The sequence below is a fragment of the Ensifer adhaerens genome (assembly GCF_002007205.1).
Lineage (GTDB): Bacteria > Pseudomonadota > Alphaproteobacteria > Rhizobiales > Rhizobiaceae > Ensifer > Ensifer adhaerens_D.
The window spans coordinates 310,928-333,916 of sequence record NZ_LAZS01000012.1; the positions used below are offsets into that span (position 1 = coordinate 310,928).

Sequence of the window (22,989 nt, forward strand, 5' to 3'; positions counted from 1 at the left end):
GGAAATACCGGCCCAATCTGGGAGGAGAACATGTTGAAACTCACGAAACTGGCCCTGGGGCTTGCTCTGCCGCTCGTCTTGCTGACGGCAGGCCCGACGCTCGCGGAAATACGCGACCAGACGATCAAGTTCGCATCGGCCAACAACAAGGGTCACCCACAGGTGACAGGCATGGAGAAGTTTGCCGAACTCGTGAAGGACAAGAGCGGCGGCAAGATCGAGGTCAAGCTCTTCCCCGGCGGCACGCTCGGCGGCGATGTCCAGACCGTCTCTGCGCTGCAGGGCGGAGTCATCGAAATGACGGTGCTGAACGCCGGCATCCTTGCCAACAACGTCAAGCAGTTCGGCGCCGTCGACCTTCCCTTCCTCTTCGACAGCGGTGCCGAGGCGGACAAGGTGATGGACGGCGCCTTCGGTGACAGCCTCCTCAAGCTGTTGCCTGATACCGGCCTTGTCGGCCTCGGCTACTGGGAGCTCGGCTTCCGTAATCTCACCAACAACCGCCATCCGGTGACGAAGCTTGAGGACATCAAGGGCCTGAAGATCCGCACGATCCAGTCCCCGATCCCGATCGAGCTCTTCAACACGCTCGGCGCGAACGCCGTGCCGCTGCCCTATACCGAACTCTATACGGCGCTCGAGACCGGAACGGTCGACGGCCAGGAAAACCCCGCCGCGAACATCCTGAACGCCAAGTTCTACGAAGTGCAGAAGTACATGACGCTGACCCGCCACCAGTACAATCCGCAGATCGTGCTCGTCAGCAAGAAGTTCTGGGATGGCCTGAACGACGAGGAGAAGACCGTGCTGCAGACGGCGGCGACCGAAGCGCGTGACTATCAGCGCAAGGTTTCGCGCGAAGCGGACGCGGCAGCCCTTGAGGAAATCCGCAAGACCGGCATGGAAGTCAGCGAATTCAGCCCCGAGGAGACACAGAAGCTGCGTGATGCCGTCAAGCCGGTGATCGAGAAGTTCAGCGCCGAGATCGGCACGGAGACGGTGCAGGCGCTGTTTAAGGAGATCGGCGCCGCCCGCGGCCAGTAACAGCGCGAAGACTCGGCCCGCCCGCAAGGCACGGCGGGCCGAAGGCGGCCGCCCGTTGCGGGCTTTGAGGATGGAAACCCAAACCATGACCGAAACGCTTGTAAGACCCTTGAAGGCCGGTCTGATCGGCGCGGGCATTCAGGCGTCGCTGACCCCGGCGATGCACATGACCGAAGGCGCAGCTCAGGGGCTTCGCTATGCGTACGACCTGATCGACCTTCGCGAAATCGACGCGACGGAAAACGACCTGCCGCGCCTGCTTGCCGATGCTGAACGGCAGGGGTTTGCAGGCGTCAACATCACCCATCCGTGCAAGCAGGCAGTCATTGCACATCTCGATGAACTGGCACCTGACGCGCAGCGGCTTGGCGCCGTTAACACTGTCGTGTTCAGGGGAGGGCGGCGCCATGGCCACAACACCGACTGGTGGGGTTTTGCCGAAGGTTTCAGGCTAGGGCTGCCGGATGCCGACCTTTCCTTTGCCGTGCAGCTTGGGGCAGGCGGCGCGGGCGTCGCGACGGCTTATGCAGCACTTTCGCTTGGGCTGAAGCGCCTTGCTGTTTTCGACCGCGAGCCGGAGCGGGCGCAGGCGCTCGCCGAAATGCTGACCGCCCTGTTTCCGAAGGCGGATATCTCGGCCGGCACGGACCTCCCCGATGCAATGCGATCGGCGTCGGGGCTCATCCACGCGACGCCGACCGGTATGGCGAATTATCCGGGGCTGCCGCTTAGCGCCGACCTTCTCGATCCGCGCCACTGGGTCGCCGAGATCGTCTACTTCCCGCTCGAAACGGCCCTGCTTGCGGAAGCGAGGCGACGCGGGTGCCGCACGCTCGACGGTGGAGGAATGGCGGTCTTCCAGGCGGTCGGCGCCTTTCGCTTGTTCACCGGGCTCGAGCCGGATGCGGCGCGGATGCTCGACCATTTCAAGGCGATGACCGGCTGACGCCGAAAACTCCAGCGAGGAACGAACGATGAAGACCTCGATAGCAACGGTTTCTCTCAGCGGCGATCTCAAGGACAAACTGCGTGCCATCGCCAAGGCGGGCTTTGCCGGTGTCGAAATCTTCGAGAACGATTTCCTCGCCTTTGACGAGAGCCCGCGCGAAGTCGGACGGATGGTGCGCGACTTCGGCCTGGAGATCAGTCTCTTCCAACCGTTCCGTGATTTCGAGGGCATGCCGGAGCCGCTGAGAGCCCGGACGTTCGACCGCGCCGAGCGCAAGTTCGACCTGATGCAAGAGCTTGGCACCGACCTGGTCCTTGTCTGCTCCAATGTCTCGCCGGCTGCCGTCGGTGGCATCGACAGGGCGGCCGCCGACTTTCGCGAACTCGGAGAACGGGCCGCGAAGCGGAATTTACGCGTCGGTTACGAGGCGCTCGCCTGGGGGCGTCATATCAGCGATCATCGTGATGCCTGGGAAATCGTCCGGCGTGCCGATCATCCGAACATCGGGCTGATCCTCGACAGCTTTCATACGCTGTCGCGCAAGATCGAGATCAATTCGATCCGCTCGATCCCGAAGGAGAAGATCTTCATCGTGCAGCTGGCCGACGCCCCGCTGATCGATATGGATCTGCTCTACTGGAGCCGGCACTTCCGCAACATGCCGGGCGAGGGTGACCTGCCGGTGACCGACTTTACCCGCGCGGTGGCGGCAACCGGCTATGACGGCTATCTGTCGCTCGAAATCTTCAACGACCAGTTTCGTGGCGGCAATGCCAATGCGATTGCCGTCGACGGATATCGTTCGTTGATCTATCTCGGGGACCAGGTCAAACGCGCCGAACCGGAGATCCGTTTGCCGGTTCCCATGATGCCCCCACGCGTGGACGTGAAGGGGGTAGCGTTCGTGGAGTTCAGTGCCTCGGACGAAGAAGCAGGCGAGCTCGAAGCGCTACTCGTTTCGATCGGGTTCAAAAAGGCCGCGCAGCACCGGACGAAGCAGGTGGTGGTTTACCGCCAGGGTGCAATCAATCTGGTGGTCAACACCGAGCGGGAGGGCTTCGCCAGCGCTTCCTATCTGGTACACGGCACCTCCGCCTATGCCTTCGGCCTCATGGTGGATGATGCGGCCGCGACTGTGGAGAGGGCGCGGGCGCTTGGCGCCGAACCTTTCGAGCAGCCGGTCGGCCCAGGGGAACTCCTGGTTCCGGCGATCCACGGTGTAGGTGGGGGGCTCATCTATTTCCTGGATGAAAAATCCGAACTCTCCAGGATCTGGGAGATCGAATTCGATCCGGTGCGAGACGAAGGTTCGTCCGTGCCGGCTGGATTGTCCGCCATCGATCACATCGCTCAGACCGTCAAATACGAGGAGATGCTGACATGGCTGCTCTTTTACTCATCGCTTCTGGATGTGCATAAAACGCCGATGGTGGACATCATCGATCCAGCCGGCATCGTTCGCAGCCAGGTCGTGGAAAACGACGCGGGTACGCTGCGGCTGACGCTGAACGGGGCGGAGAACCGCAATACGCTGGCCGGCCGCTTCATCACCGAAACCTTCGGCTCCGGCGTACAACATCTGGCTTTTACCACTGAAGATATCTTCGCGACGGCGCAGGCCTTGCGGAAAAACGGCTTCAACGCACTGCCGATCTCACCGAACTACTACGACGACGTCGAAGCGCGCTTCGGTCTCGATGCGGAAGTTCTCGAGCGACTGAAGTCCGAAAATATTCTCTATGACTGCGATGATGGCGGCGAGTATTTCCAGCTCTACAGTCCAACCTTTGGCGAAGGTTTCTTCTTCGAGATCGTCGAAAGACGTGGCTATCGCGGCTATGGAGCCGCCAACGCCATCTTTCGCATCGCTGCGCTGAGAAAGCATTTGAGGCCAGACGGGCTGCCGAAGAGCTAGTCGCCTAGCCGATCGCTTCCACGCCGCGGCTGCTCACGAAATAGGTGCGATGGGCCTCACCCGCACGCCCGCATTTCATCGCACGGGATCGCACGTGTCGTCGATCGGGCGGATCGGAACCATTCGCTCGAGGCCGCATTCTAGAAAGGTATCACAGATGGAGCGGACCAAGCACGCCCCCAGATTGCGCCTAGTGTCGACCAGCACTTAGCTGCTGTGCCGCCTGTCTCGCGTATCCACTTCGCATTGCGGTCGCGTCGCCAGTTGCCGTCGATGGTGGATGGGATGGGAGATGAAGTAGGTGCGACCGTCAAAGTCATGCGCTGGTTGGCGATCGGGATGTTCTGTACGTGCGGCGGCGCCTGCACCACCACATCAACGCCCGACATGAACAGGATGAAGGCGTACTCTCCCGCCACGCTGCATCGCGTCGATGCCAGCGTGAGAGTTGCTTCCGGCAAAAAAGCATCAAGGCGTGCCGGCCAGTATGTCGTCGGTAAGCCCTATGTGGTCAAAGGCAAGCGTTACTATCCGAAGGAGGAGCCGAGCTACGATCGAAGCGGCGTTGCCTCCTGGTACGGTCGGGTGTTTCAAGGGCGTCGGACCGCAAATGGCGAGACTTACGATGCGGGTCGCCTTTCCGCCGCGCATCCGACGCTGCCCTTGCCCAGCTATGTGCGGGTGACCAATCTCGAAAACGGATCGTCGCTCATCTTGCGTGTCAATGATCGTGGCCCTTACCACAAAGGGCGTACGATCGATGTTTCCAGCAAGGCAGCAGACATGCTGGATCTGAAGCGCCGCGGTACAGCTTCCGTCCGTGTGCAATATGTAGGGCGCGCAGCCCTGGGCGGAGATGACATGGCGTTTCTCATGTCCTCACTTCTGCGGAAGGACCAGGGTCTCCCCGGCACCAAGCGGCCAATCGGCGTGCAAGTCGCCGGCAACCCCGCGGACGGCAACTCTGTCGAACGCAACGCCCCGTTCGTCGAGGCGAAGATGACAAATGTGCCCCGGGCTTTCGGGCCACGCGCGTTCGAGTTCGCTGGCACGGCAAGTCTTCCTGGCGGAGTGGCGATTTATCCCGAATGCTGCTTGAACAGGGAGCGCGCCCTGGATGGATATGTCCAGCAGGCGTTTCTCCCGGCAGCTTTCGATCGCAAGAGCCGGATCACCGGGATGACGGGCGGACGCCGCCCTCGGCAAGGCGGCAAGCGGCCGGGAGGCCTTGCTTAAGACGCCTTTTGCCGAAGACGAAAATGGCAACAGCTTTGGATCGATTGTCGCCTACCAGCGCGCGCGAAGGCCACCCGTTGCAGAAAGACCCAAATACAGGCCGATGCAAAATCCGATGAGCCCGGCGGTACTGACGATTGTCGTTGCTGTTCCGGGATTTTCCCGTGCGGCCACTATGGCGCCTTGTCCCTGCTGTCGGACAGTCTGGACTGCGCTCCTGGCAAATTGAGATGCGTCTTCGGCCGCAGAATTGACCTGCGCACCCACAGCTTGCTTCACTTCCGCGATCTGCGATCGCAATTCGGCGATTTGATCTTCAATCGATTGCTGGCTAACGCTGATCATCTTGCACCTATTGGGTTTGTGAACGCAAAACCGCTTCACTGCGAGAATGTTCCTGCAACTGGGATCGCTGCCTGTCCCTGAATTGCTGAAGTGCGGCAAGCACGGTATTGGTCTCGCGTTTGCGCAACGCCTGTTCCCGGGCAGGGGTCACGAAGAGCGAGTGTTGAGAGCGAAGGTGGACACGAGGAGTACGCCCAGAGTTAACCCGTCCTCAATTTCCGGCGGGCAGGAACGCGTCCTGTTATAGCCAGCCAGACCTCTTGAAACGCCAGTAGAGTATCGAGCAAAGCGTCGCAATCACGCCGAGGACGGCGAAATAGCCATAGCGCGTCGCAAGCTCCGGCATGTTTTCGAAGTTCATGCCATAGATACCGGCAATGGCAGTCGGTACCGCGAGAATTGCTGCCCAGGCGGCTAGCTGCCGTGTAATTGTGCCTTGTCGCTGCTGTTCCAGCAGATTGGAGGCTTCAAATACCGACGTCATGATCTCGCGAAGCCCGCCGACCAGACCTTCCACGCGCCTGACGTGGTCGTAAACGTCCTTGAAGAACGGTTTGGCATTATCGTCGATACAGGGGAGTTCAAGGTGGGTGAGTTTTCCCGCCACTTCCCCCATCGGTCCGAGCACGCGCTGGAAGCGGATCACGTGACGACGCATGCGGAAGATGCGTCTGATCTGCTCAGGCTGCAGGAACGACACGAGGACGTGTTTCTCGAGGTCCAGAACCTTGTCCTCGAGCGTTTCGACCACCGGCAGGTAACCGTCGACGACGAAGTCGATAATGCCGTGGAGAACATAATCAGGACCGTGTTCAAGAAGCTTCGGGGATTGTTCGAGCTGCAGGCGCAGTTCCTTGTGCGAGCGGGCAGATCCATGGCGGACGGAAATCAGGTGGTGCTTTCCCACGAATATGCAGGTTTCACCGTATGTAATCTTGTCGCCCTCGAGGTGGGCCGTCTTGACGATGACAAACAACTGGTCGCCGTAAATGTCTACTTTCGGCACCTGATTGCCGTTGAGAGCGTCCTCAACCGCGAGGGAATGCAGGCCGAACATCGCCTGGAGACTAGCCATCTCGTCAGCGGTGGGGTCAGTCAAGCCGATCCACGCGAACTCATCGCCGGAAGCCTCGAACGGCTTGGCAGTGAGCGGTACTTCTTCTGCGCGCTTGCCAGAACGATAGAGATAGGAGGCGACGACTGGCATTATCTGTTTTTCCAAGGTTGCGTTGGCTGCGGGCGAAGCGCGTGAACGGCTCTTAGATCGCGACTTTCTGGCCGAACTCGACGACCCGATTAGCAGGCAGCTTGAAGGAGGACAATGCGTCGATGCCGAGGCGAGGAAACTATATGACGTATCACGGAAAGTCAGGCAGAAGGCACTGGCGAGTATTCCGCGTGATGCGCTTCCACAGCCCCGCCTGGGCGCGTAAGGAAACCTGAGCAACCCATGGAGAGGGGCAATGGGTTGGGAGGTGGCGGCGGCTGTCAACGGCGACCAAAGCCAGAACAGATGCGAGGGTAAGATGATTGTGCGGACACCCTCACACGGCAATGATTTGTCGGCCTCTATGTTATCCACCCCGTGTAGATTAGCTCTACTCATCTAAACGGAGCGATCTGGTCATGACGAAGCTTGAGAAGGTACGCGACCTCGACATTGTTGCGAACTCATCTTTCCGTTCCTCGCATTTGAGCGCCGCAAGTGGGCTCGTATGCCTTGATGCGGCGCTGTATGTGATCGCGGATGATGAGCTGCATCTAGGAGTGTTCCCGGTTCGCGGCTCAGGGCCGGGTCACTTGATCCGCTTGTTCGACGGCGAATTGCCGCAGACGAAAAGCGATCGAAAGAAGCGCAAGCCTGATTTGGAAGCGCTGACCTTTATCCCGTCATGCACCGCTTTTTCATTTGGCGCCCTGTTGGCAATTGGCTCAGGATCACGGCCTACGCGCAAGCGAGGCGTCTTGCTCCGTCTCGATGCGCAAGGCGCGGTCGTCGCGCCTTCGAAAAGCGTCGATCTTTCATTCATTCTCGATCCGCTCGCGAAGGAATTCGGTGAACTCAACATCGAGGGCGCGGCGATTGTCGGTCAAGAACTGCGGTTGCTGCAGCGTGGCAACAAACGTCCTCATGACAACGCCATCGTTTCCTATCCGCTGTCTGCGGTGTTGGACGCGCTTGAAAACAATCGAGGTGATCCACTGGCACCCAGCGCGGTCGATCGATTCGATTTGGGCGCCATTGGCGGAACTCCGTTCGGCTTTACCGATGCCGCATCCCTTCCCAGTGGCGAGATGATTTTCAGTGCTGTCGCCGAGAATACCGAAAATGCCTACCTCGACGGTCCGTGTCTCGGTGCTGGCATTGGCATCATCGGCGAGCGGGGAGAACTCCTTGCCTTTGATCATCTCGAGTACCCGCACAAGATAGAAGGCATACATGCCAGACAGGAAGGCGACGTCGTGAAGCTTCTGCTTGTGACCGATGCCGACAACCCCGATATCCCTGCGGGCTTGTTTTCAGGACATGTCGTCCGGTAGATCGCTGACGGTATTTGGGCGGGCTTCAGGCCGTCAGAGTTCGTGAAAACTCGAACATACAAGGTGATTGGCCCAGCGGCTGCATGACCTGGCGCAACTCCGGCGTTGAGAACCGCATGCTTGCCGGCTGTCTTGACGGAACAACCTGTAGACTGAGGCCAAGCCGGAGATTTTGCATGGCCGTTTTCAGCTTGATCGGCGGTGTCCTCAGGACGCCTGACCATGCCTCCTCTGGGAAAGGTGCGAGGTTCCCGTCGCCGAGATCGAACGGAGCCAACGCCTGTGAAACGAGACCCTCCGGCGCACCGTCTTCCAGAACGAGGGAAATGTCCCTCCAGCTGTCATGTGCGTCGACCTCCAACTCGACACTCGCCTGCACCCAGGCGCCCGCCGGCAACGGATTGACGAAGCCGTCGGCTAGGATATCGACGAAACAGTCTCCGCCGGCCACACGGATTTCCTGCCAGTTCGCCGCTCGATCGGGCCGGGAGATGATCCGGCTTGCAACCGCCAATCCCTGAGGAACGGCCGATCCAGCGGCAAGCGTCCTGTGATCGGCAAGAAGCGGATCGGGCAGGATGTTGCCGAGCGGGTTGTTGACGGCATCGAAACGGTCGTCCTGCGCCCAGGTGCGAAGAGCGGATGGAGCAAGGAAGCCACGTAGGTAAGCTGCCAATGCCTTGCCGACCGCATAGCCGCCGGGCACCGAAAAGTGGGTGCCGTCGTCGGAAAAGCCATCGTAAGGCGCCCCATCGACAGAACGCGGATCCGCCCAGACGGAATTCCAGTCGAAGACGTGGCAGTGCGGTCTTGTGGCTGCGAAGGCGAGGCTCTTCTGGTTGATCCAGTGCGCCTTTGCCCGTACCGATCCGCCGGCGACCCATTTCTGCGTGCCACGCGCCAGGATCGGCAGCAGGATCACAGTCTTTCCGGCCTCAATCAGTCGATCAACGATAGCTTCGCGGATCGACTGGATAACTTCCTTTGTCTCCACCATCATGTCGTTCGTGCCGGCATCGACGACGATCAGGTCAAAATCGAGCTTCAAGACCTCTTCGAGGCGCTCTGCGATGTCCCGGGCCTTCTGGCCCGAGACGCCCGCGTTCAGTCCGCCGAAACCACGGGTGACGCCGAGCCTGCCGCTCGGCTCCCATCCGGGATATACGCGCGGATCGTGAAACACGGTGATGTCGAGCTGGCCGGCGGAGAGAACTTCCGCCCATGTCGCCCAGCCTCGGGCGCAGGAGTGGATGTGCCTGTCGCCTGCATGGTGATTCTGCTGGACAAGCGACGTGCCGATGAGAGCGACGCGCTTGCCATGGATCGGAAATCGCACTGTCATGACCATATCAGGAAAACAGCGTGCCGCCGTTTACATCGTAGCAGGCGCCGGTGATAAACGACGCCTCATCGGAGATCAGGAAGGCGACCAAGTTGGCGACCTCGTCCGCTCGACCTTCGCGCTTGACCGGTGTCGCCGCAGCAACACGTTCCCGCACCTCCGGCTTGGTGAATGTGTCATGGAACGTCGTGGAGATCATGCCAGGGCAAACGGAATTGACGCGGATCCTTGGTCCGAGTTCCTTTGCAAGACCACGCGTGAAGGTCATGACCGCCCCCTTCGAGGTGGCATAGGCCAACGCGCCCGGGCCGCCGCCATCGCGGCCGGCCTGTGAGGCAAAGGTGACGATCGCGCCACCGTCGGCCATCGCCGGAACGGCCGCCTTGGACGCATTGAAGAGCGAAGTGAGATTGACGTCGATTACCTGCCGGAAGAACGCCTCGTCCATGTCCTGCAAGGTCTTGCGCGCCAAAAGCCCGCCGGCGACATGCACCAGCCCATCGAGCCGACCGAACTCCGCCACCGCCCTGTCGACGGCCGCTTGCGCATTGGCGGCCACGGTCATGTCGGCCTTGATGGCGATCGCCTTGCCACCGGAAGCCGCTATCGCCTTCACGCACTCTTCGGCGCCTGCCGCCGAGCCAAAGTAGGTGATTGCGACCTTTGCGCCGTCGCTGGCAAGCCTCTCGGCGCAGGCCTTGCCGATGTCGCGGCCGCCGCCGGTTACCAGGATGACCTTGTCCTTCAGTTCGTTCATGACATTTCCTTTCCAATCAGAAGTTCTTGGGGATGACGATGCGAAGCTGGTTGTCGTCGACATCGGTGAAATAGAGGTCGGCGCTGAAGCCCTGGTCGTCGACGAAGTGAAAGACCCGCCGGGGTTCGGTTAGGGCATAGGGAACGAGAAGCGTCACCAGGGTCTGCTTGGTGGAGGCCGGAAGCGTCGCCTCGATGTGATATTGGGTGGCCAGGCCTTCGATTTCGGCCGGATCGACGCCTTCGAAACCTTCGATCATGCGTATCTGCGGCGGTCCTGCGGTTGAAAAGACGAACTGCCCGTAGAGTCCTGCCCGTTCGCCGGTCAGACGAAAACTGTTGCCGCCCACGTCCAGCGGATGGGCGGAGTGGAACAGCCATTTGAGGGGCTGTGGTTCGGCGCATTCGACGCGATCGACGATGACGAGAAAGTCGCTGCTGGTGAAATGGATGTCTCGCTCGACCCTCAGGACCAGCGGATTGTTCGCCCGATAGGCCGCCGTGGCATCGCCGCTGATGAAGACATGCGTCGGCTCCTCGCGCACCGCCGTGATCCGACCTCCCGCCTTCTTGCCGATCGCCTTGTCGCCTTCGGCGTATTGCCCGCTGGCGCCTATGAGGATGGCGTTCTTGGAAATGGTCTGCCGCCGCCAGCGGCGATGCATGGTCGAGTTGAAGGCGACATAGTAGCCGCTCTGGATCGCCAGATCCTCGCCGAAGGCATAGAGCAGGAATGCGTTCTGGTCGCCGTGACTGTGGCTCAAGGAACCAAAGGGGCTGCTCTTGAACAGGAACTGGATGTGGCGGTCGGGATCGTCCATGTGTTTCTGGATCGCAACCCAGCCGATCTCCCGGAACCACTTGACCGGCGGCAGGTCGGCAGGCGCCTTTGCCTCGACTTGCGGGTAATCGTGCCGGTAGACCAGGTCGTCGAAATTGAGGTCCCACCAGCCGTAGTTATAGAATTCCATGGCGGTACCGGCGGCATCCGCCTTCAGCCGCTCGAAATACCATTGGTAATGGGCGTTGCCGGTGACGCCGGCGAACTGGCGGACGTTGTAGCCAACCTTGAGACCGGGCGGATCGCCGAGTGTGGAGTCGTCTCCGAAGCAGGCTCGCTTCGTACCCGGCGCTTTCGTGTAGAGCGGAAAATCACCTGTCTTCTGGAAGAACGGGCGCCGATAGAGATCGACCTTGAGGAAGTTTCGGATGAGATTGGCGGCTTCCGTCAGATAGGCGATGCCGGTCATCCAGTAGTGTGGACCCTCCGCCCACCCGCCGTCGCTGTCGCCCCAGGGCGAATAGAGGGTGAAAAGAAATTCGACCGTATAGTCCAGCCAGCCCTCGGCTTCCTTTTCCTCACCGGCCAGCGCGATACAAGCCGCCGTGAGGGCCGCCGAAAGCGAGCGCACCGCGTGACTGTCATAGGGGAAAACATGGATGCGCGCACGCCAGATCACGTGGTCTGCGACTTCGCGTGTCCGCGCAAGGAGCACACGACGCACGCGCTCTCGCTCACCGTCATCGAGATGGTCGTATAGCCAATCATAGCCCCAGGCGAGCGCGGTCACGACGCGGAAAGCCGCCTCGTCATTGTAGGAGCGGGCCGTTGCCCCCTGGGGGTCCCATGCCGCGACCGACATCAGCCAGTCCTTGGCCCGCGCAATCATGTCTGCGTCATCCAGGATAACGCCGGCAATCGCCAGGTGCCGGACGGCATAAATCGCTTCCTGGCAGTCGATATACATCTGCCGCCAGAGCTTGGCGGTGCGCACATTATCCGGGTAACGTTGCGGTTCGGCGATCGGGCCCCGCGAGAGCCACGGCTCCACCGAGTTCACGTAGAAGGTCTTCCAGCCGCAGCAATCAGGATCCTCCTGCAACCGGCCGCGGAAGTTGGTGATGCCATCCGGATTGAGCCACAGGCGGGGATGGCGAAGATCCATGGTGTCGCGCCGCGCTGTGACGCGCGGCAGAGCCGTCTCGGGAAGGCCCGGCTTGAGCGTGAATTCACGCACGCTGCTCCAATCGGAGGCGAGACGCTTTGCGGTGTCGTCCCAGAGAGCAAACGACCAGCAGTAGGAACCGGGTTCGAGCACTGTATCCGGGGTGAAGAAGTTCCAGGCGATGTTGTCGAAGACCAGCGTCCGCTCGGGCGCAAAGCCCGCATCGCTGGAGATCCGCACCACGTAGCGCGCATCGTCGTTCAGGGCCGGCAGCCAGCTGAAACGGGGCGGGTTTTCGACAGAGCTTTCGCCGGCCGGCTGATAGCCGATCGTCAGGGTCCCCGGTTTTGGCTCATCGAGATATTGCAGGCGGGGTGCTTCAGCGGTTTTGGGCATCGAAATGACGTCCTTTGAATACGTGATAGAGGCGGGCGCGACCCGGTCGCGCCCGATAATCGGGTCAGTTCTTTCCGTATTGGCGGTCATAGGCCGCCTGCATCACCTCGGTGACCTTGGCGTAGCCGAGTTGGTCGAGGCGGGCGACGTAGCCGTCCCAGGAGGCATCGACATCCTGGGCTCCGAGGACCCAGGTCTGCTGCATTTCCATCATGTAGGTGAGAAGGCTCGGCCAGTACTTGTCGTAAACGGCGCGCTCGTCGCTGTTCATCGAGACGCCGGTAAACTCAGGCTGAAGAAGGTCTGGTTCCTTCTCGTACATGGCGATCCCGTCGAGAGCCATCTTGTTCGTCCATTGCTCCTCGGAGGCATAGGCGGCCCAATAGCCACGCGGCACGCCGGCGCCGATTTCCCACATCTGGGCGTTCACCGGCTTGGAGTTGTGAAGGACGGTCTGCGTGTAGACGGGCTTGCCGTCGACCATGTCGTAGGTCTCGCCCTCGATGCCCCAGTTCGACAGGATCCGGCCCTTTTCGGAGAACCAGAAGTCGAAGTACTTGATCGTCTCGACCGGGTGCTGGTTCGAATAGGAGATCGCCCAGCCTGCCGGCTGAACGGTCGCACGCCGGCTGTCCTCGAAGCGCTTCCCGGACACGGTCTTCGGCGGCAGCATCGGCGCGAAGTCGATGCCTGGAACGCTGTCCTTCAGGGCGTCGGTGTAGTTGGACGTGCTTGCGAACCAGTCGTGCGTCATGCCCCCGATATTGTTGCCGAGCATGTATTCACGTACGCGCGCGCCGCGGGTGAACACCTCCGTGTCGATCAGGCCTTCCTTGAACCATTGCGCAACTTTGGAAATGCCGGTCCGGTAGTTCGGTGTCGTCCAGGGATGTACCACATTGCCGTCTTCGATCATGAAGTCGCCGTAGCGTTCCGAGCCTGACACGCGGGCATCCCACATGTTGATCAGGCGGACTGCTTCGATCGGCTCGCGCGCGAAGTAGGGAACTTCATCCTTCTTGCCGTTCCCGTTCGGGTCCTTCTCGCGGAAAGCCTTGAGAACGGTGTAGAGCTCGTCGACGTTTTCCGGAACCTTCAGGCCCAGCTTGTCGAGCCAGTCCCGGCGGATGAACCAGGCGCGCGAGAATTCGCCCTCGGGCACATAGGGGATGAAGTAGATGTGACCGTCAGGTGCGCTGATTGCCTGGCGCACGATCGGATGCTCGTCAAAGAACTTCCTGAGGTTGGGGGCGTTCTGCTCGATCAGGTCATCCAGCGGCATGAAGGCGCCCTCCATGCCATAGCGAATGAAGTCGTCCTTCAGCCCGCCGGTGACGTCGCCGCCAACGATGTCCGGCAGGTTGCCCGAGGCCATCAGCAAGTTGAACGCATCCCGGCTGCTGCTGGTCGCAAGCGAGGCGACATTCTTCACGTGGATCCCGGTCCATTCGGCCGCCTTCTTCTCGACGGGCCAGTCTTCCGTGTAGACGTATTTGTCACGGAAATGGAAATGGATCGTCAGCTCGAGCGGGTCGTCCGTAATCTTCGTCGAAGCGTCTTGCGCATAGACAGGGCCCGATTGCAGCAACGCACAGGTGGCAAGCAGCGCCAACGTGTCTCGAATATATCTCATTCCATTCTCCTCCTTAAACAGAACTTACTGAGACGGCCGTTATTCCTTCACTCCGCCAAGGGTGATGCCCTTGTTGAAGTATTTCTGGATGCTTGGATAAATGAGCAGCACCGGAATGATCGAAGCGATCATGATCGCCGCAGTGACGGTCTCGAACGAGTAACGAGATGTCAAAAGGCTGCTTGCGAACTCGTCGTTGGCGGTAAGATCGACGATGATCCGCTTGAGGTAGAGCTGAAGCGGGATCTTCTCCTCGCCGCGCAACAGCACCATGGCCCAGAAGTAGCTGTTCCACCTCGAAACGATGCAGAACAGCGCGACCGTGATGATCGCCGGTTTGGACAAGGGAATGAAAACCTTCCAAAGCAGCTGGAACTCGCTGGCGCCATCCATCTTGGCGGCTTCCTCGAAGGACTTTGGTACGGCCTCGAAGAAGTTGCGCAGCAGGATGACGTTGAAGGCATTGCAGGCGAAACCGATGATGATGCCCAACCGCGAGTCGAGCAGCCCGAGATCTCGCATGTTGAGGAAGAACGGGATCATCCCGGCGTTGAACCACAGGGTGAACGCGACCATCATGTTGAGGATCTTGCGCCCCCTTAGCCGGGCACGCGACAAGGCATAGGCGCCGGGGATCATGATCGCGAGGCTGACTGCCGTGCCGCCGAAGGTGTAGATGAAGGTATTGCCGTAGGCGATCCAGAAGAGCCGATCCGAAAGAACGAACTCGTAGGCCGCAAGTGTCAGGTCCTTCGGCAACAGCACGACCTGACCCGAGGTGACCGCAGCACCCGAAGAGATCGATACCGACAGGATGTAGATGAACGGGTAGAGCGTCGAGAGGACGAAGAGCCCGATCAGGGTTGCGTTCGCATATCCGAAGATCCGGTCGCCGCGGGAATAGAGATTGAAGCTGGCCATGACGATCACCAGAGCGAGGTTGTCGAAACCTTCCGGCTGATCCGGTTGGCTGCGAAGACGAGAGCGAAGGCGATGACCGCATTGAAGAGGCCGGCGGCGGTGGCAAGGTCGTACTGCGTACCCTGGAGACCCGTCCGGTAGACGTAGGTCGAGACCACGTCGGCGGTGCGGTAGGTTGCCGGCTGGTAGAGCAGGATGATGTATTCGAACCCGACCTCGACGAGGTTGCCGATGCGGATGATCAGCATGATGATGATTGTCGGAAGGATGCATGGAAGCGTGATGCGCCACATCATCTGCCAGCGCGATGCGCCATCGACCCGGGCCGATTCATAGAGCGTCGGGCTGATGCCGGCGATCGCCGCGAGATAGACGATCGATTCGAAGCCTGCTTCCTTCCAGATGTTCGATCCGATGAAAACGGTGCGGAACCATTCCGGCTGGGTGAGGAAGTAGACCCGCTCGAGGCCGAGGCTCGACAGGATGAGGTTGACCACGCCTGTCGTGGGAGACAGCAGGTTGATCACGATGCCCGCGACGATCACCACCGAGATGAAGTGGGGCAGATAGACGATCGTCTGGGAGAACCTGCGCCCCAATTCGCTCTGAAGCTCGTTGAACATGATGGCGAGTACGATCGGCACCGGGAAGGCGAAGATCAGCCCGAGGCCGCTGATGGTGATCGTATTGAGGAATGCGCGGATGAAGATCTGGTCGCCAAGCAGGGTGCGAAAATTCTCAAGACCCACCCAAGGGCTTCCGGCGATACCGCGGAACGGGCTGAAATCCTTGAACGCAATCTGCAGCCCTTCCATGGGCTTGTAGAGGAAGAGCATAAACCAAAGGAGCATCGGAAGGATAAGCAGGTAAAGCTGCCAGTCTTTCCGGAGGTCCTCGCCAAGACGCTTGAAATATCCAGCGATCATCGATGTCATCCTCGCCTCACGCATGACCGTTGACGGCTTTGCCGCTCTCGGCATCGAAGACATGAAGACGGCCCACCGGTATCTGCAGCCTGCCGATCTGCGAGAGCGCCTCGACATCGGCCGGCGTTTCGATCTTGGCGACGATCGGCTGGCCGGAAATCCTGGTATGCAGCAGAGCCTCCGACCCAAGCGGCTCGACGAGGTCGACCGTCGCGGCGATTTCCTGGACATCCCCGCTCGCTTCCTTGCTGACCGCGACGTGCTCGGGCCGGAGGCCGACTAGGATACGTTGATCGGCGCGCAGGGATGTGCCGATTGCCTTCGGTAATCTGAGGAGGGCGGCTTCCGCGTCGGCAGCGTCTATGCGCGCCTTCGGTTCACCGTCCACGGAGACGACTGTTGCGCGCAGCAGGTTCATGGGTGGTGAACCGAGGAAGCTCGCAACGAAGGCATTGGCCGGCTTGAGGAAAAGCTCCATCGGTGTGCCGACCTGTTCGACGCGGCCGCCGTTCATGACGACGATGCGGTCTGCCAGCGTCATCGCCTCGATCTGGTCGTGGGTGACGTAGATGCTGGTGACGCCCATGCGTTTGTGAAGCCGCTTGATCTCCGCGCGCATCTGGGTGCGAAGCTTGGCATCGAGGTTCGACAAAGGTTCGTCGAACAGAAAGACTTGCGGCTTGCGGACGATCGCCCGTCCCATGGCGACACGCTGCCGCTGGCCACCTGACAAGTCCGCGGGCTTGCGTGCAAGGTAGGGGGTGAGGTCGAGGATAGCCGCCGCTTCCTTGACGGCCGCCTCGATCACGTCCTTCTTCTCTCGCCGCACCCGCAGGCCGAACGCGATGTTTTCAGCGACATTGAGGTGGGGATAGAGTGCATAGTTCTGGAACACCATCGCTACGTCGCGGTCCTTTGGCGCGACCCGGTTGACGAGCCGCCCGCCGATCGAGACCGTTCCGCCGGAAATCTCCTCGAGGCCCGCCACCATCCGCAAGGTCGTTGACTTGCCGCATCCCGACGGCCCGACGAGGACGACGAACTCCCCGCGTTCGACATTCAGGTTTACAGAGTGCACGACTTCGAGTGCGCCGTAGCGTTTCACTACGTCGTTCAATTCCACTGCAGACATTTCAGTTTTCCTCCCGACGGCGCCTTCCTCAGGTCAGGCTGCGCCGTGGTTTCCGTTTTTCTGTTGTGGTTGCATTGATCGATTCGATGTAGCTCCACAGCTTCGGATCGCGTGAAAGCTCTGTGATCTTGGCCTCGAGGGAGCCAAGGTGCCGGGTCATCGCAGCCACCGCTTCATCCGGAGATGCGGCTCTTATCGCATCGATGATGTCGCGGTGTTCGTGGATGACCTCGCCGGTCCTGCGCACGCCGAACACCATCTTCAGATGGCGCATCCGGTCAATCTCGCCCTTGGCCTGATTGACGAAGGCCCAGACGCCGCTGAGCCGTGCCGTCGAAAAGATCGCGCGGTGGAAATCTTCGTCCAGCTCAAAGAAGCGCGTGTAGTCCTCGTTTGCGACAGCCTCGACCTGCTGGTTGAGAGAGAGTTCCAACCGCCCAAGATCTTCCAGCGTATGCCGCTTGGCGGCCTCTGCCGCTGCGCCGGACTCGAGGCGAAAACGAATGAAGCAGGCCTCGATGTAGCGCTGCACCTCGATCGTCGCGACAAAGGTGCCGCCCTGCGGAACGACCTTGACCAAACCCTCCTCGGATAGCCGGATGATCGCTTCACGCACCGGGGTCTTGGAGACGTTGAGGATCGCGGCCACTTCCTTTTCCGGCAACGCCCGTCCGGGTAGAAGCCTGACTTCGACGATCAATTGTCGAAGCAGCCGATAGACCTTGGCCGTGGTGTTGCCCGGCCCCTCCTTCGGAAACGAGCGAAGCAATTCTTCCAGGGGCAAGGCGGGAATTTCGATAGTATGAGACATATCTCTTCACAAACTGATATCTTAGTTGAGAGAGTGATGTCTCATCCCCCGCTTGTCAAGGCGAAATCTGAGTTCAAGATTTTGGCCCGGCTCTTGCGCAATCAGAATTGGCTAGCAGCGCGCTCCTTCAATCGCCTTGCGCGAGTGTGTCTATGTGCGCGATTCAGAGGGAAACGTGCTCGGGCTTGAACAAACACGTCACGGCCGCTGTTGGCGCGGAATTCGCCAGGGTTCTTCGTCCCACCGCAGCCGCTGTCCAACAATCGCTGATGCTTTTCCCGAACAAGGCGCAGGGATAACAATAGTCATTCCAGGCGCTCAAGGCCGCACATCAAGCCAAGTTCGGCCGCCTGGGCGGCTTTCGTCAGTTTGATAGGTGTCGAGGCTTAGCCGGAGAACCAAACGGCTACGCATCACCGGTGGCTTCCAACCGGATCAGCCAATCAAATCCGACCTGGTAGCGCCGTAGAACTGCAGCGGGGTCCTCGGCATCGAGACGAGAGCAAATCCGGTAAACCTCGAGCGTCTCTGCGGTCATCAGGCCCTGCTGGTAGAAGAACACGGCCGCGGCGTAGCGGGCGCGGCCGGACCACTCTGCACCGGCCGGCAGCCTGATCATCTCCCAGTGCCGCTTCGTCTCGTCATCCATGCCGTTTGCCTCAGAAACGGCCCGGCGGGTTGGCCGAGCGGCGATCGAGCTTGACGAAGGGTCGGGCGACGATGCGCGCCCGCTTCATCAGCTTCTGATACTGCAGTTCCCGCAGCGCGTATATCTCGACCCAGAGATCATCGACAATGCGGCTGCCGTAAGGACGCGAAAGGGTGGCGATGGCGATATTCCGCTTGGCAAGCGGCGACCAGATCGCAGCGGTGACGAGCCCGACCTCCTTCTTGCCGCGATGGTAGACGATGGCTCCCTCCGCGGGGATGTTGCCTTCGATCTCGAGGCCGATGAGGATGTGCTTCAAGCTGTTCTTCTCACGGGCGCGGAAGATCGCGTCGCGGCCGTTGAAATAGGGCTTTTCCGCATCCACCAGCCAGTCGAGGCCGATCTCGTCCGGCAAACGCTCGCGGTCTGCCCGAAGGGCCGCCTCCGCCGTGATGAAATCGGCATTGGCGACGATGAAGCCCGCTTCGATCCTGGCGCGGTTGAGCGCGTCGTAGCCGATCGCCTTCAGGCCGAAGCCGGTGCCGGCCGCCCACAGCCGGTCCCAGAGGCTCAGCGCGTGCTTGGCATCGACGAAGAGTTCGTAGCCGAGATCGCCGGTAAAGCCGGTGCGCGAGATGGTAACCGTGCCGTCGAGATGCGGGAAAGCGGAGAGCTGGAAGGGTTTCAAAGCCTCGACGCCGGCAAAGCCTGCGGCTTCGAGAACGGCAAAGGACGTTGGGCCCTGCAAGGCGACCGCTGCGATCTCATCGGTCTCTTCTGCGATCTCGACGGCAAAGCCCGCGGCGCTGTCGACAAGCCACGGCAGGTGCCGCTCCTGGCAGCAGAGGCGAAAGTCGTTTAGCCCCAGTCGAAAGAGCGTGCCGTCATCGAGCACATGGCCGTGGTCGTCGCACCAGGCGGTGTAGTGCACGCGGCCAAGGCCGAGCTTGGCGACATTGCGCAGCGTCAGCCGGTTGAGGTAGCGCTCGGCATCCGCTCCGCGGATACGGTATTTCACCATAGGCGAGATGTCGAAGAGGGCCGCCGTCGAGCGGATCGCGAAATATTCGAGTTCGGTGTCGAAGATCGAGTGCGGCGCCTTGTAGCCGGCCCAACTGTACCAGTCGTTGGTCTCGCTCAGAGCGGCAAGCCGCGCGTGAAAGGGCGTCTCCAGCCGCGGCGTCTGGATATGGCCTTGGGCTGCGCGGCGAAGGGCGGTCAGATGCATCATCATGCGCGTTTCTCCGAAATGACCTTGCGTGCTGCAAGCAGGCCGGGCAGGCCCGAGATGCCACCCCCCGGATGCGAGCCGGCGCTCGCGAGATAAAGGCCGCGGAGTGGCGTCGCGTAGCCGGACGCCGCGTTGACGGGGCGGTTGACGAGAAGCTGGTCCGCCTGGAGTTCGCCGTGATGCCAGTGTCCGCCCGGCAGGTTGTAGCGCTCCTCGATATCGGCGGGTGTCAGCAGGCTGACGGCGACGATGCTGTCGCCAAGACCCGGCGCGTAGCGTTCCAGCGTCTCAAGCACGATTTTCTGGAAGGCCGGTTTGCCTTTCTCCCAACCGTCGGCCAGCGCATAGGGGGCAAACTCGACGAGGGCCGAGAGGGTACAGCCGCCGGAAGGTGCAAGCGATGGATCGCTCAGGCTCGGCAGCGTGATCTCCATCACGGGGTCGTTGGAGAACTGGCCGTATTTCGCCGGATTGAAGGCCTCTTCGACGTGGTCGACCGACCGGGCGATCACCAGACGGCCGCTGAGATCGGCGGCAGCCGCGCCGGGAAACTCCGGCACGCGCTCGAGCGCCAGGTCGAGCTTCGCGACGTTGCCTCTCGAGCGGATGTTGCCGATGGCACGGCGGAAACCCGTGCCGATCTCGGCCGGATCAGTAAGGCTCAGGAAAGTCGACTTCGGATGGATTGCCGAGACGACCGCGCCCGCCTCAAGCGTTTCGCCCGAGGAAAGCACGATGCCGGTTGCGCGACCGCGATCGGCGATGATGCGTGCGACCGGTGTACCGGTCCTGATCGTGACACCCGCGTGGATCGCTGCAGCCTCGAAGGCGGCAGCCGCCGATCGCCCGCCACTGTTGGCGACGACTTGCGCACCGGTGACGCCCCGCATTTCGCCCGTCAGGCGATAGTAGAGGCCGAGCAAAGAGGTCGGCGAACGGGGCCCGAGATGGATGCCGAGCGTGGCGTCGAAGGCAAGCAGCGCCTTCAGCCGGTCGTCGGTCAGATATTCGTCGGCGGTATCGGCGACATTCATCAGGAGCATGCGCAGGAAGTCTCGGCTCTCTTCACGCCCCTTGCGCAGGAGCCCGAGTCCGGCGCCGGCCAGCGTCGCGAAGTCGGCAAGCGCCATCTCGCCGATTTCCGGCGGGCGCCGCCTGAGGAAGCGCTTCAGGATCGTCGCCTGGAAAACCAGCTTGCCGCGCAGCTCTTTGAAACGTTTTGCTTCCTCTTGCGAGACGCCGTCGATCACTTCGCCGTAGCCGCCGCGCAGCACTGCATGGCGACCTGTCGGCGAGAGCACGACGGTCGGCGCCGGCTCGCTGCGCCTGTCATCGAGTGAAAGGGCCGCGGCCACTTCCGGGTCGAGCCGGTTGACGATGTGGGCAAGGCCGGGGCTGGAAAAGCCCGGGTGGAAGTCATAGCCGCGCGCCACGCCGCCGAGCGCGTCGTTCGCTTCGACGAGCAGGACCTTGCGGCCGGAGCGAGCCAGGAAGGTGGCGGCGGTCAGGCCATTGTGGCCGCCGCCGATGACGATGGCATCAAATGACGTCATGGGCGAGGCTCATCTTGTTTGAGGGCGTGTGGCGCAGGTCGCGCAGGATTTCGGCGGCGGCATTGCGGCCGGGTGCTCCCATGACGCCGCCGCCCGGATGAGTCGATGAGCCGCAGATATAAAGTCCGCGCACGGGGCTGCGATACTGCGCGTAGCCGGGAACCGGACGGTTGAAGAGCAACTGGTCGAAGGTGAGTTCGCCCTGGAAGATGTTGCCTTCCGTCAGCCCCACCTCCTGTTCGATCTCGCGCGGCGTGCGCACCTCCATGTGCAGGATGCGCTCGCGGAAGCCCGGCGAATAGTCGCTGATCTGTTTGATCACCGTCTCGGCGAAGGCGTCACGATCGGCGTCGGTCCAGTCCCGGCCCTCCACTTTCGGCGGACAGTACTGCACGAAGCAGGACACGAAGTGTTTGCCGGGCGGTGCCATCGTCGGATCGAGTGTCGTCGGGATCATCATGTCGACGAAGGGGTCGGCCGACCAGCGCCCGGCCTTCCAGTCGTCATAGGCGCGTTCCATCCGTTCGACGCTGTCGGTGAAATGCAGGTCGCCGCGGATGCAGGCAGAACCCGCCGGCAGCGCCGGGAATTCCGGCAGGCTGTCGAGCGCGATGTTGAGCTTGCCGGAGGAGCCGCGCATCTTGAAGTGGCGAACACGGTGGACGAAGCGCTCGGGCAGGGCATCCTCGTCGACGAGCTTCAGGAAGGTGCGTTTGACGTCGGCGTTGGAGACGACGAGATTGCCGAGCACTTCCTCGCCATCGGCAAGCACAGCACCCTGGGCGCGGTCGCCACGGGTCAACACCTTGCTGACATCGGCGCCGGTGCGGATCGTGCCGCCTGAGGCCTGAAACGAGGAGGCGAGCGCCTTGGTGACCGCACCCATGCCGCCGCGGGCATAACCCCAGGCGCCGACCGAGCCGTCGACTTCGCCCATATAGTGATGCAGAAGCACATAGGCCGTGCCCGGCGACATCGGCCCGAGCGCCGTACCGATGATGCCAGAAAGAGCCAGATAGGCCTTGATCACGTCGGTCTCGAAATATTCGTCGAGGAAATTGGCGATCGACATCGTCCAAAAGCGCAGGGTCGCCGCCATCTCGGCGGCCGAGAATTCGCCGAACTTCTTCGCGAGATAGATCAATTCGGAAATGTCACGCGGCTTGAAGCTGAACGGATCAGGCGCGGTGCGCATCAGAAGCGGCTGGATGAACCGGCACTGGCGGGTGACGCCGCGGGCGTAGCGCTCATAGGCCTCGGCATCGCGCTTGGAATAACGCGCGAATTCGCGGCGGTGGGAATCGTGATCGCGATAGGAGGCGAGATAATCGCCGTCGCGGGTAAAGACCGCGCCGCCTTCGTAGGAGATGACCTGCAGTCCGTGTTTGGGCAGTTCGAGATCACGCATGATCTCCGGGCGAAAGAGTGAACAGACGTAGGAACAGTTCGAATAGAGGAAGCCGGGAGTGAGCTCGCGGCTGGTCGCAGCACCCCCAACCCAATCATTCTTTTCAAGCACGACGACATTCAGCCCGGCGCGCTGCAGATAGCAGGCGGCGACCAGGCCGTTATGTCCTCCTCCGATCATCACCACGTCGTATTTTTTCATGTGGCTCCCCTTGTCGTTGATCAAAAAATGACACGGAAAGCAGAATGTTGTCCA

General features: G+C 61.1%; 19 protein-coding genes and 1 pseudogene. 5 read left to right on the plus strand and 15 right to left on the minus strand.

The genetic code is table 11. From position 1 onward, the window contains the following. Positions 1 to 30 precede the first annotated feature (30 nt). From XB14_RS26275 to XB14_RS26290, 4 genes are all read left to right on the plus strand, one after another. Entirely contained in the window at positions 31 to 1,044 is a 1,014-nt protein-coding gene (locus tag XB14_RS26275; RefSeq protein WP_077966045.1) for a TRAP transporter substrate-binding protein, read from the plus strand. 85 nt (positions 1,045 to 1,129) lie between these two features. Then, positions 1,130 to 1,990 carry a shikimate dehydrogenase gene (locus XB14_RS26280; protein ID WP_077966066.1) on the plus strand — a complete coding sequence of 287 codons (861 nt, stop codon included), beginning with the start codon at positions 1,130 to 1,132 and terminating at the stop codon, positions 1,988 to 1,990. 28 nt (positions 1,991 to 2,018) lie between these two features. Beyond that, positions 2,019 to 3,908: a bifunctional sugar phosphate isomerase/epimerase/4-hydroxyphenylpyruvate dioxygenase family protein gene (locus XB14_RS26285; protein ID WP_077966069.1), complete on the plus strand. Its 1,890-nt coding sequence runs from the start codon at positions 2,019 to 2,021 to the stop codon at positions 3,906 to 3,908. A gap of 285 nt (positions 3,909 to 4,193) precedes the next feature. Then, positions 4,194 to 5,144: a septal ring lytic transglycosylase RlpA family protein gene (locus tag XB14_RS26290; protein ID WP_179119677.1), complete on the plus strand. Its 951-nt coding sequence runs from the start codon at positions 4,194 to 4,196 to the stop codon at positions 5,142 to 5,144. A gap of 51 nt (positions 5,145 to 5,195) precedes the next feature. Here XB14_RS26290 and XB14_RS26295 read toward each other — a convergent pair whose 3' ends face one another. Next, a complete protein-coding gene (locus XB14_RS26295; RefSeq protein ID WP_077966071.1) occupies positions 5,196 to 5,489 on the minus strand; it encodes a hypothetical protein in 294 nt (97 codons plus the stop codon). A 241-nt stretch (positions 5,490 to 5,730) separates the two neighbouring features. Beyond that, positions 5,731 to 6,696, minus strand: a complete 966-nt coding sequence (locus tag XB14_RS26300; RefSeq protein ID WP_077966073.1) for a magnesium and cobalt transport protein CorA — start codon at positions 6,694 to 6,696, stop codon at positions 5,731 to 5,733. Between the two features lie 419 nt (positions 6,697 to 7,115). Between XB14_RS26300 and XB14_RS26305 the strand changes: the two genes are divergently transcribed. Beyond that, positions 7,116 to 8,030, plus strand: coding sequence for a DUF6929 family protein (locus XB14_RS26305; RefSeq protein WP_077966075.1), 915 nt, complete (start codon positions 7,116 to 7,118; stop codon positions 8,028 to 8,030). Positions 8,031 to 8,055: 25 nt separating this feature from the next. Here the strand turns inward: XB14_RS26305 and XB14_RS26310 are convergent, their stop codons facing one another. The 13 genes and pseudogenes from XB14_RS26310 to XB14_RS26370 all read right to left on the minus strand — a co-directional run bounded on the left by XB14_RS26310 (position 8,056) and on the right by XB14_RS26370 (position 22,935). Then, positions 8,056 to 9,372, minus strand: a complete 1,317-nt coding sequence (locus tag XB14_RS26310; RefSeq protein WP_077967739.1) for an SGNH/GDSL hydrolase family protein — start codon at positions 9,370 to 9,372, stop codon at positions 8,056 to 8,058. 7 nt (positions 9,373 to 9,379) lie between these two features. After that, the gene (locus XB14_RS26315; protein ID WP_077966077.1) at positions 9,380 to 10,129 is read right to left on the minus strand and encodes an SDR family NAD(P)-dependent oxidoreductase; all 750 of its coding nucleotides are present in this window, start codon (positions 10,127 to 10,129) and stop codon (positions 9,380 to 9,382) included. A 16-nt stretch (positions 10,130 to 10,145) separates the two neighbouring features. Continuing rightward, the gene (locus tag XB14_RS26320; protein WP_077967741.1) at positions 10,146 to 12,470 is read right to left on the minus strand and encodes a DUF4962 domain-containing protein; all 2,325 of its coding nucleotides are present in this window, start codon (positions 12,468 to 12,470) and stop codon (positions 10,146 to 10,148) included. A 64-nt stretch (positions 12,471 to 12,534) separates the two neighbouring features. Next, positions 12,535 to 14,103, minus strand: a complete 1,569-nt coding sequence (locus XB14_RS26325; RefSeq protein ID WP_077966079.1) for an extracellular solute-binding protein — start codon at positions 14,101 to 14,103, stop codon at positions 12,535 to 12,537. 39 nt (positions 14,104 to 14,142) lie between these two features. Then, the gene (locus tag XB14_RS26330; protein WP_060520845.1) at positions 14,143 to 15,024 is read right to left on the minus strand and encodes a carbohydrate ABC transporter permease; all 882 of its coding nucleotides are present in this window, start codon (positions 15,022 to 15,024) and stop codon (positions 14,143 to 14,145) included. A 5-nt stretch (positions 15,025 to 15,029) separates the two neighbouring features. Then, positions 15,030 to 15,959, minus strand: coding sequence for an ABC transporter permease (locus XB14_RS26335; RefSeq protein WP_419178625.1), 930 nt, complete (start codon positions 15,957 to 15,959; stop codon positions 15,030 to 15,032). 7 nt (positions 15,960 to 15,966) lie between these two features. After that, entirely contained in the window at positions 15,967 to 17,082 is a 1,116-nt protein-coding gene (locus tag XB14_RS26340; RefSeq protein WP_077966081.1) for an ABC transporter ATP-binding protein, read from the minus strand. 28 nt (positions 17,083 to 17,110) lie between these two features. Continuing rightward, complete coding sequence (locus XB14_RS26345) at positions 17,111 to 17,893, minus strand: GntR family transcriptional regulator (protein WP_077966090.1); 783 nt, start codon at positions 17,891 to 17,893, stop codon at positions 17,111 to 17,113. 209 nt (positions 17,894 to 18,102) lie between these two features. Continuing rightward, positions 18,103 to 18,228, minus strand: a pseudogene (locus XB14_RS33630) (Fic family protein); the annotation flags it as partial. 71 nt (positions 18,229 to 18,299) lie between these two features. Next, positions 18,300 to 18,542, minus strand: a complete 243-nt coding sequence (locus XB14_RS26355) for a hypothetical protein (protein ID WP_077966093.1) — start codon at positions 18,540 to 18,542, stop codon at positions 18,300 to 18,302. Between the two features lie 10 nt (positions 18,543 to 18,552). Continuing rightward, positions 18,553 to 19,776, minus strand: a complete 1,224-nt coding sequence (locus XB14_RS26360) for an aminomethyltransferase family protein (protein WP_419178627.1) — start codon at positions 19,774 to 19,776, stop codon at positions 18,553 to 18,555. Further along, positions 19,773 to 21,326, minus strand: coding sequence for a phytoene desaturase family protein (locus XB14_RS26365; RefSeq protein ID WP_077966095.1), 1,554 nt, complete (start codon positions 21,324 to 21,326; stop codon positions 19,773 to 19,775). Before XB14_RS26365 ends, XB14_RS26360 begins: the two co-directional genes overlap by 4 nt. Beyond that, positions 21,313 to 22,935, minus strand: a complete 1,623-nt coding sequence (locus XB14_RS26370; protein WP_077967747.1) for a phytoene desaturase family protein — start codon at positions 22,933 to 22,935, stop codon at positions 21,313 to 21,315. The genes XB14_RS26365 and XB14_RS26370 overlap by 14 nt, the downstream gene beginning before the upstream one ends. Positions 22,936 to 22,989: the final 54 nt, after the last annotated feature.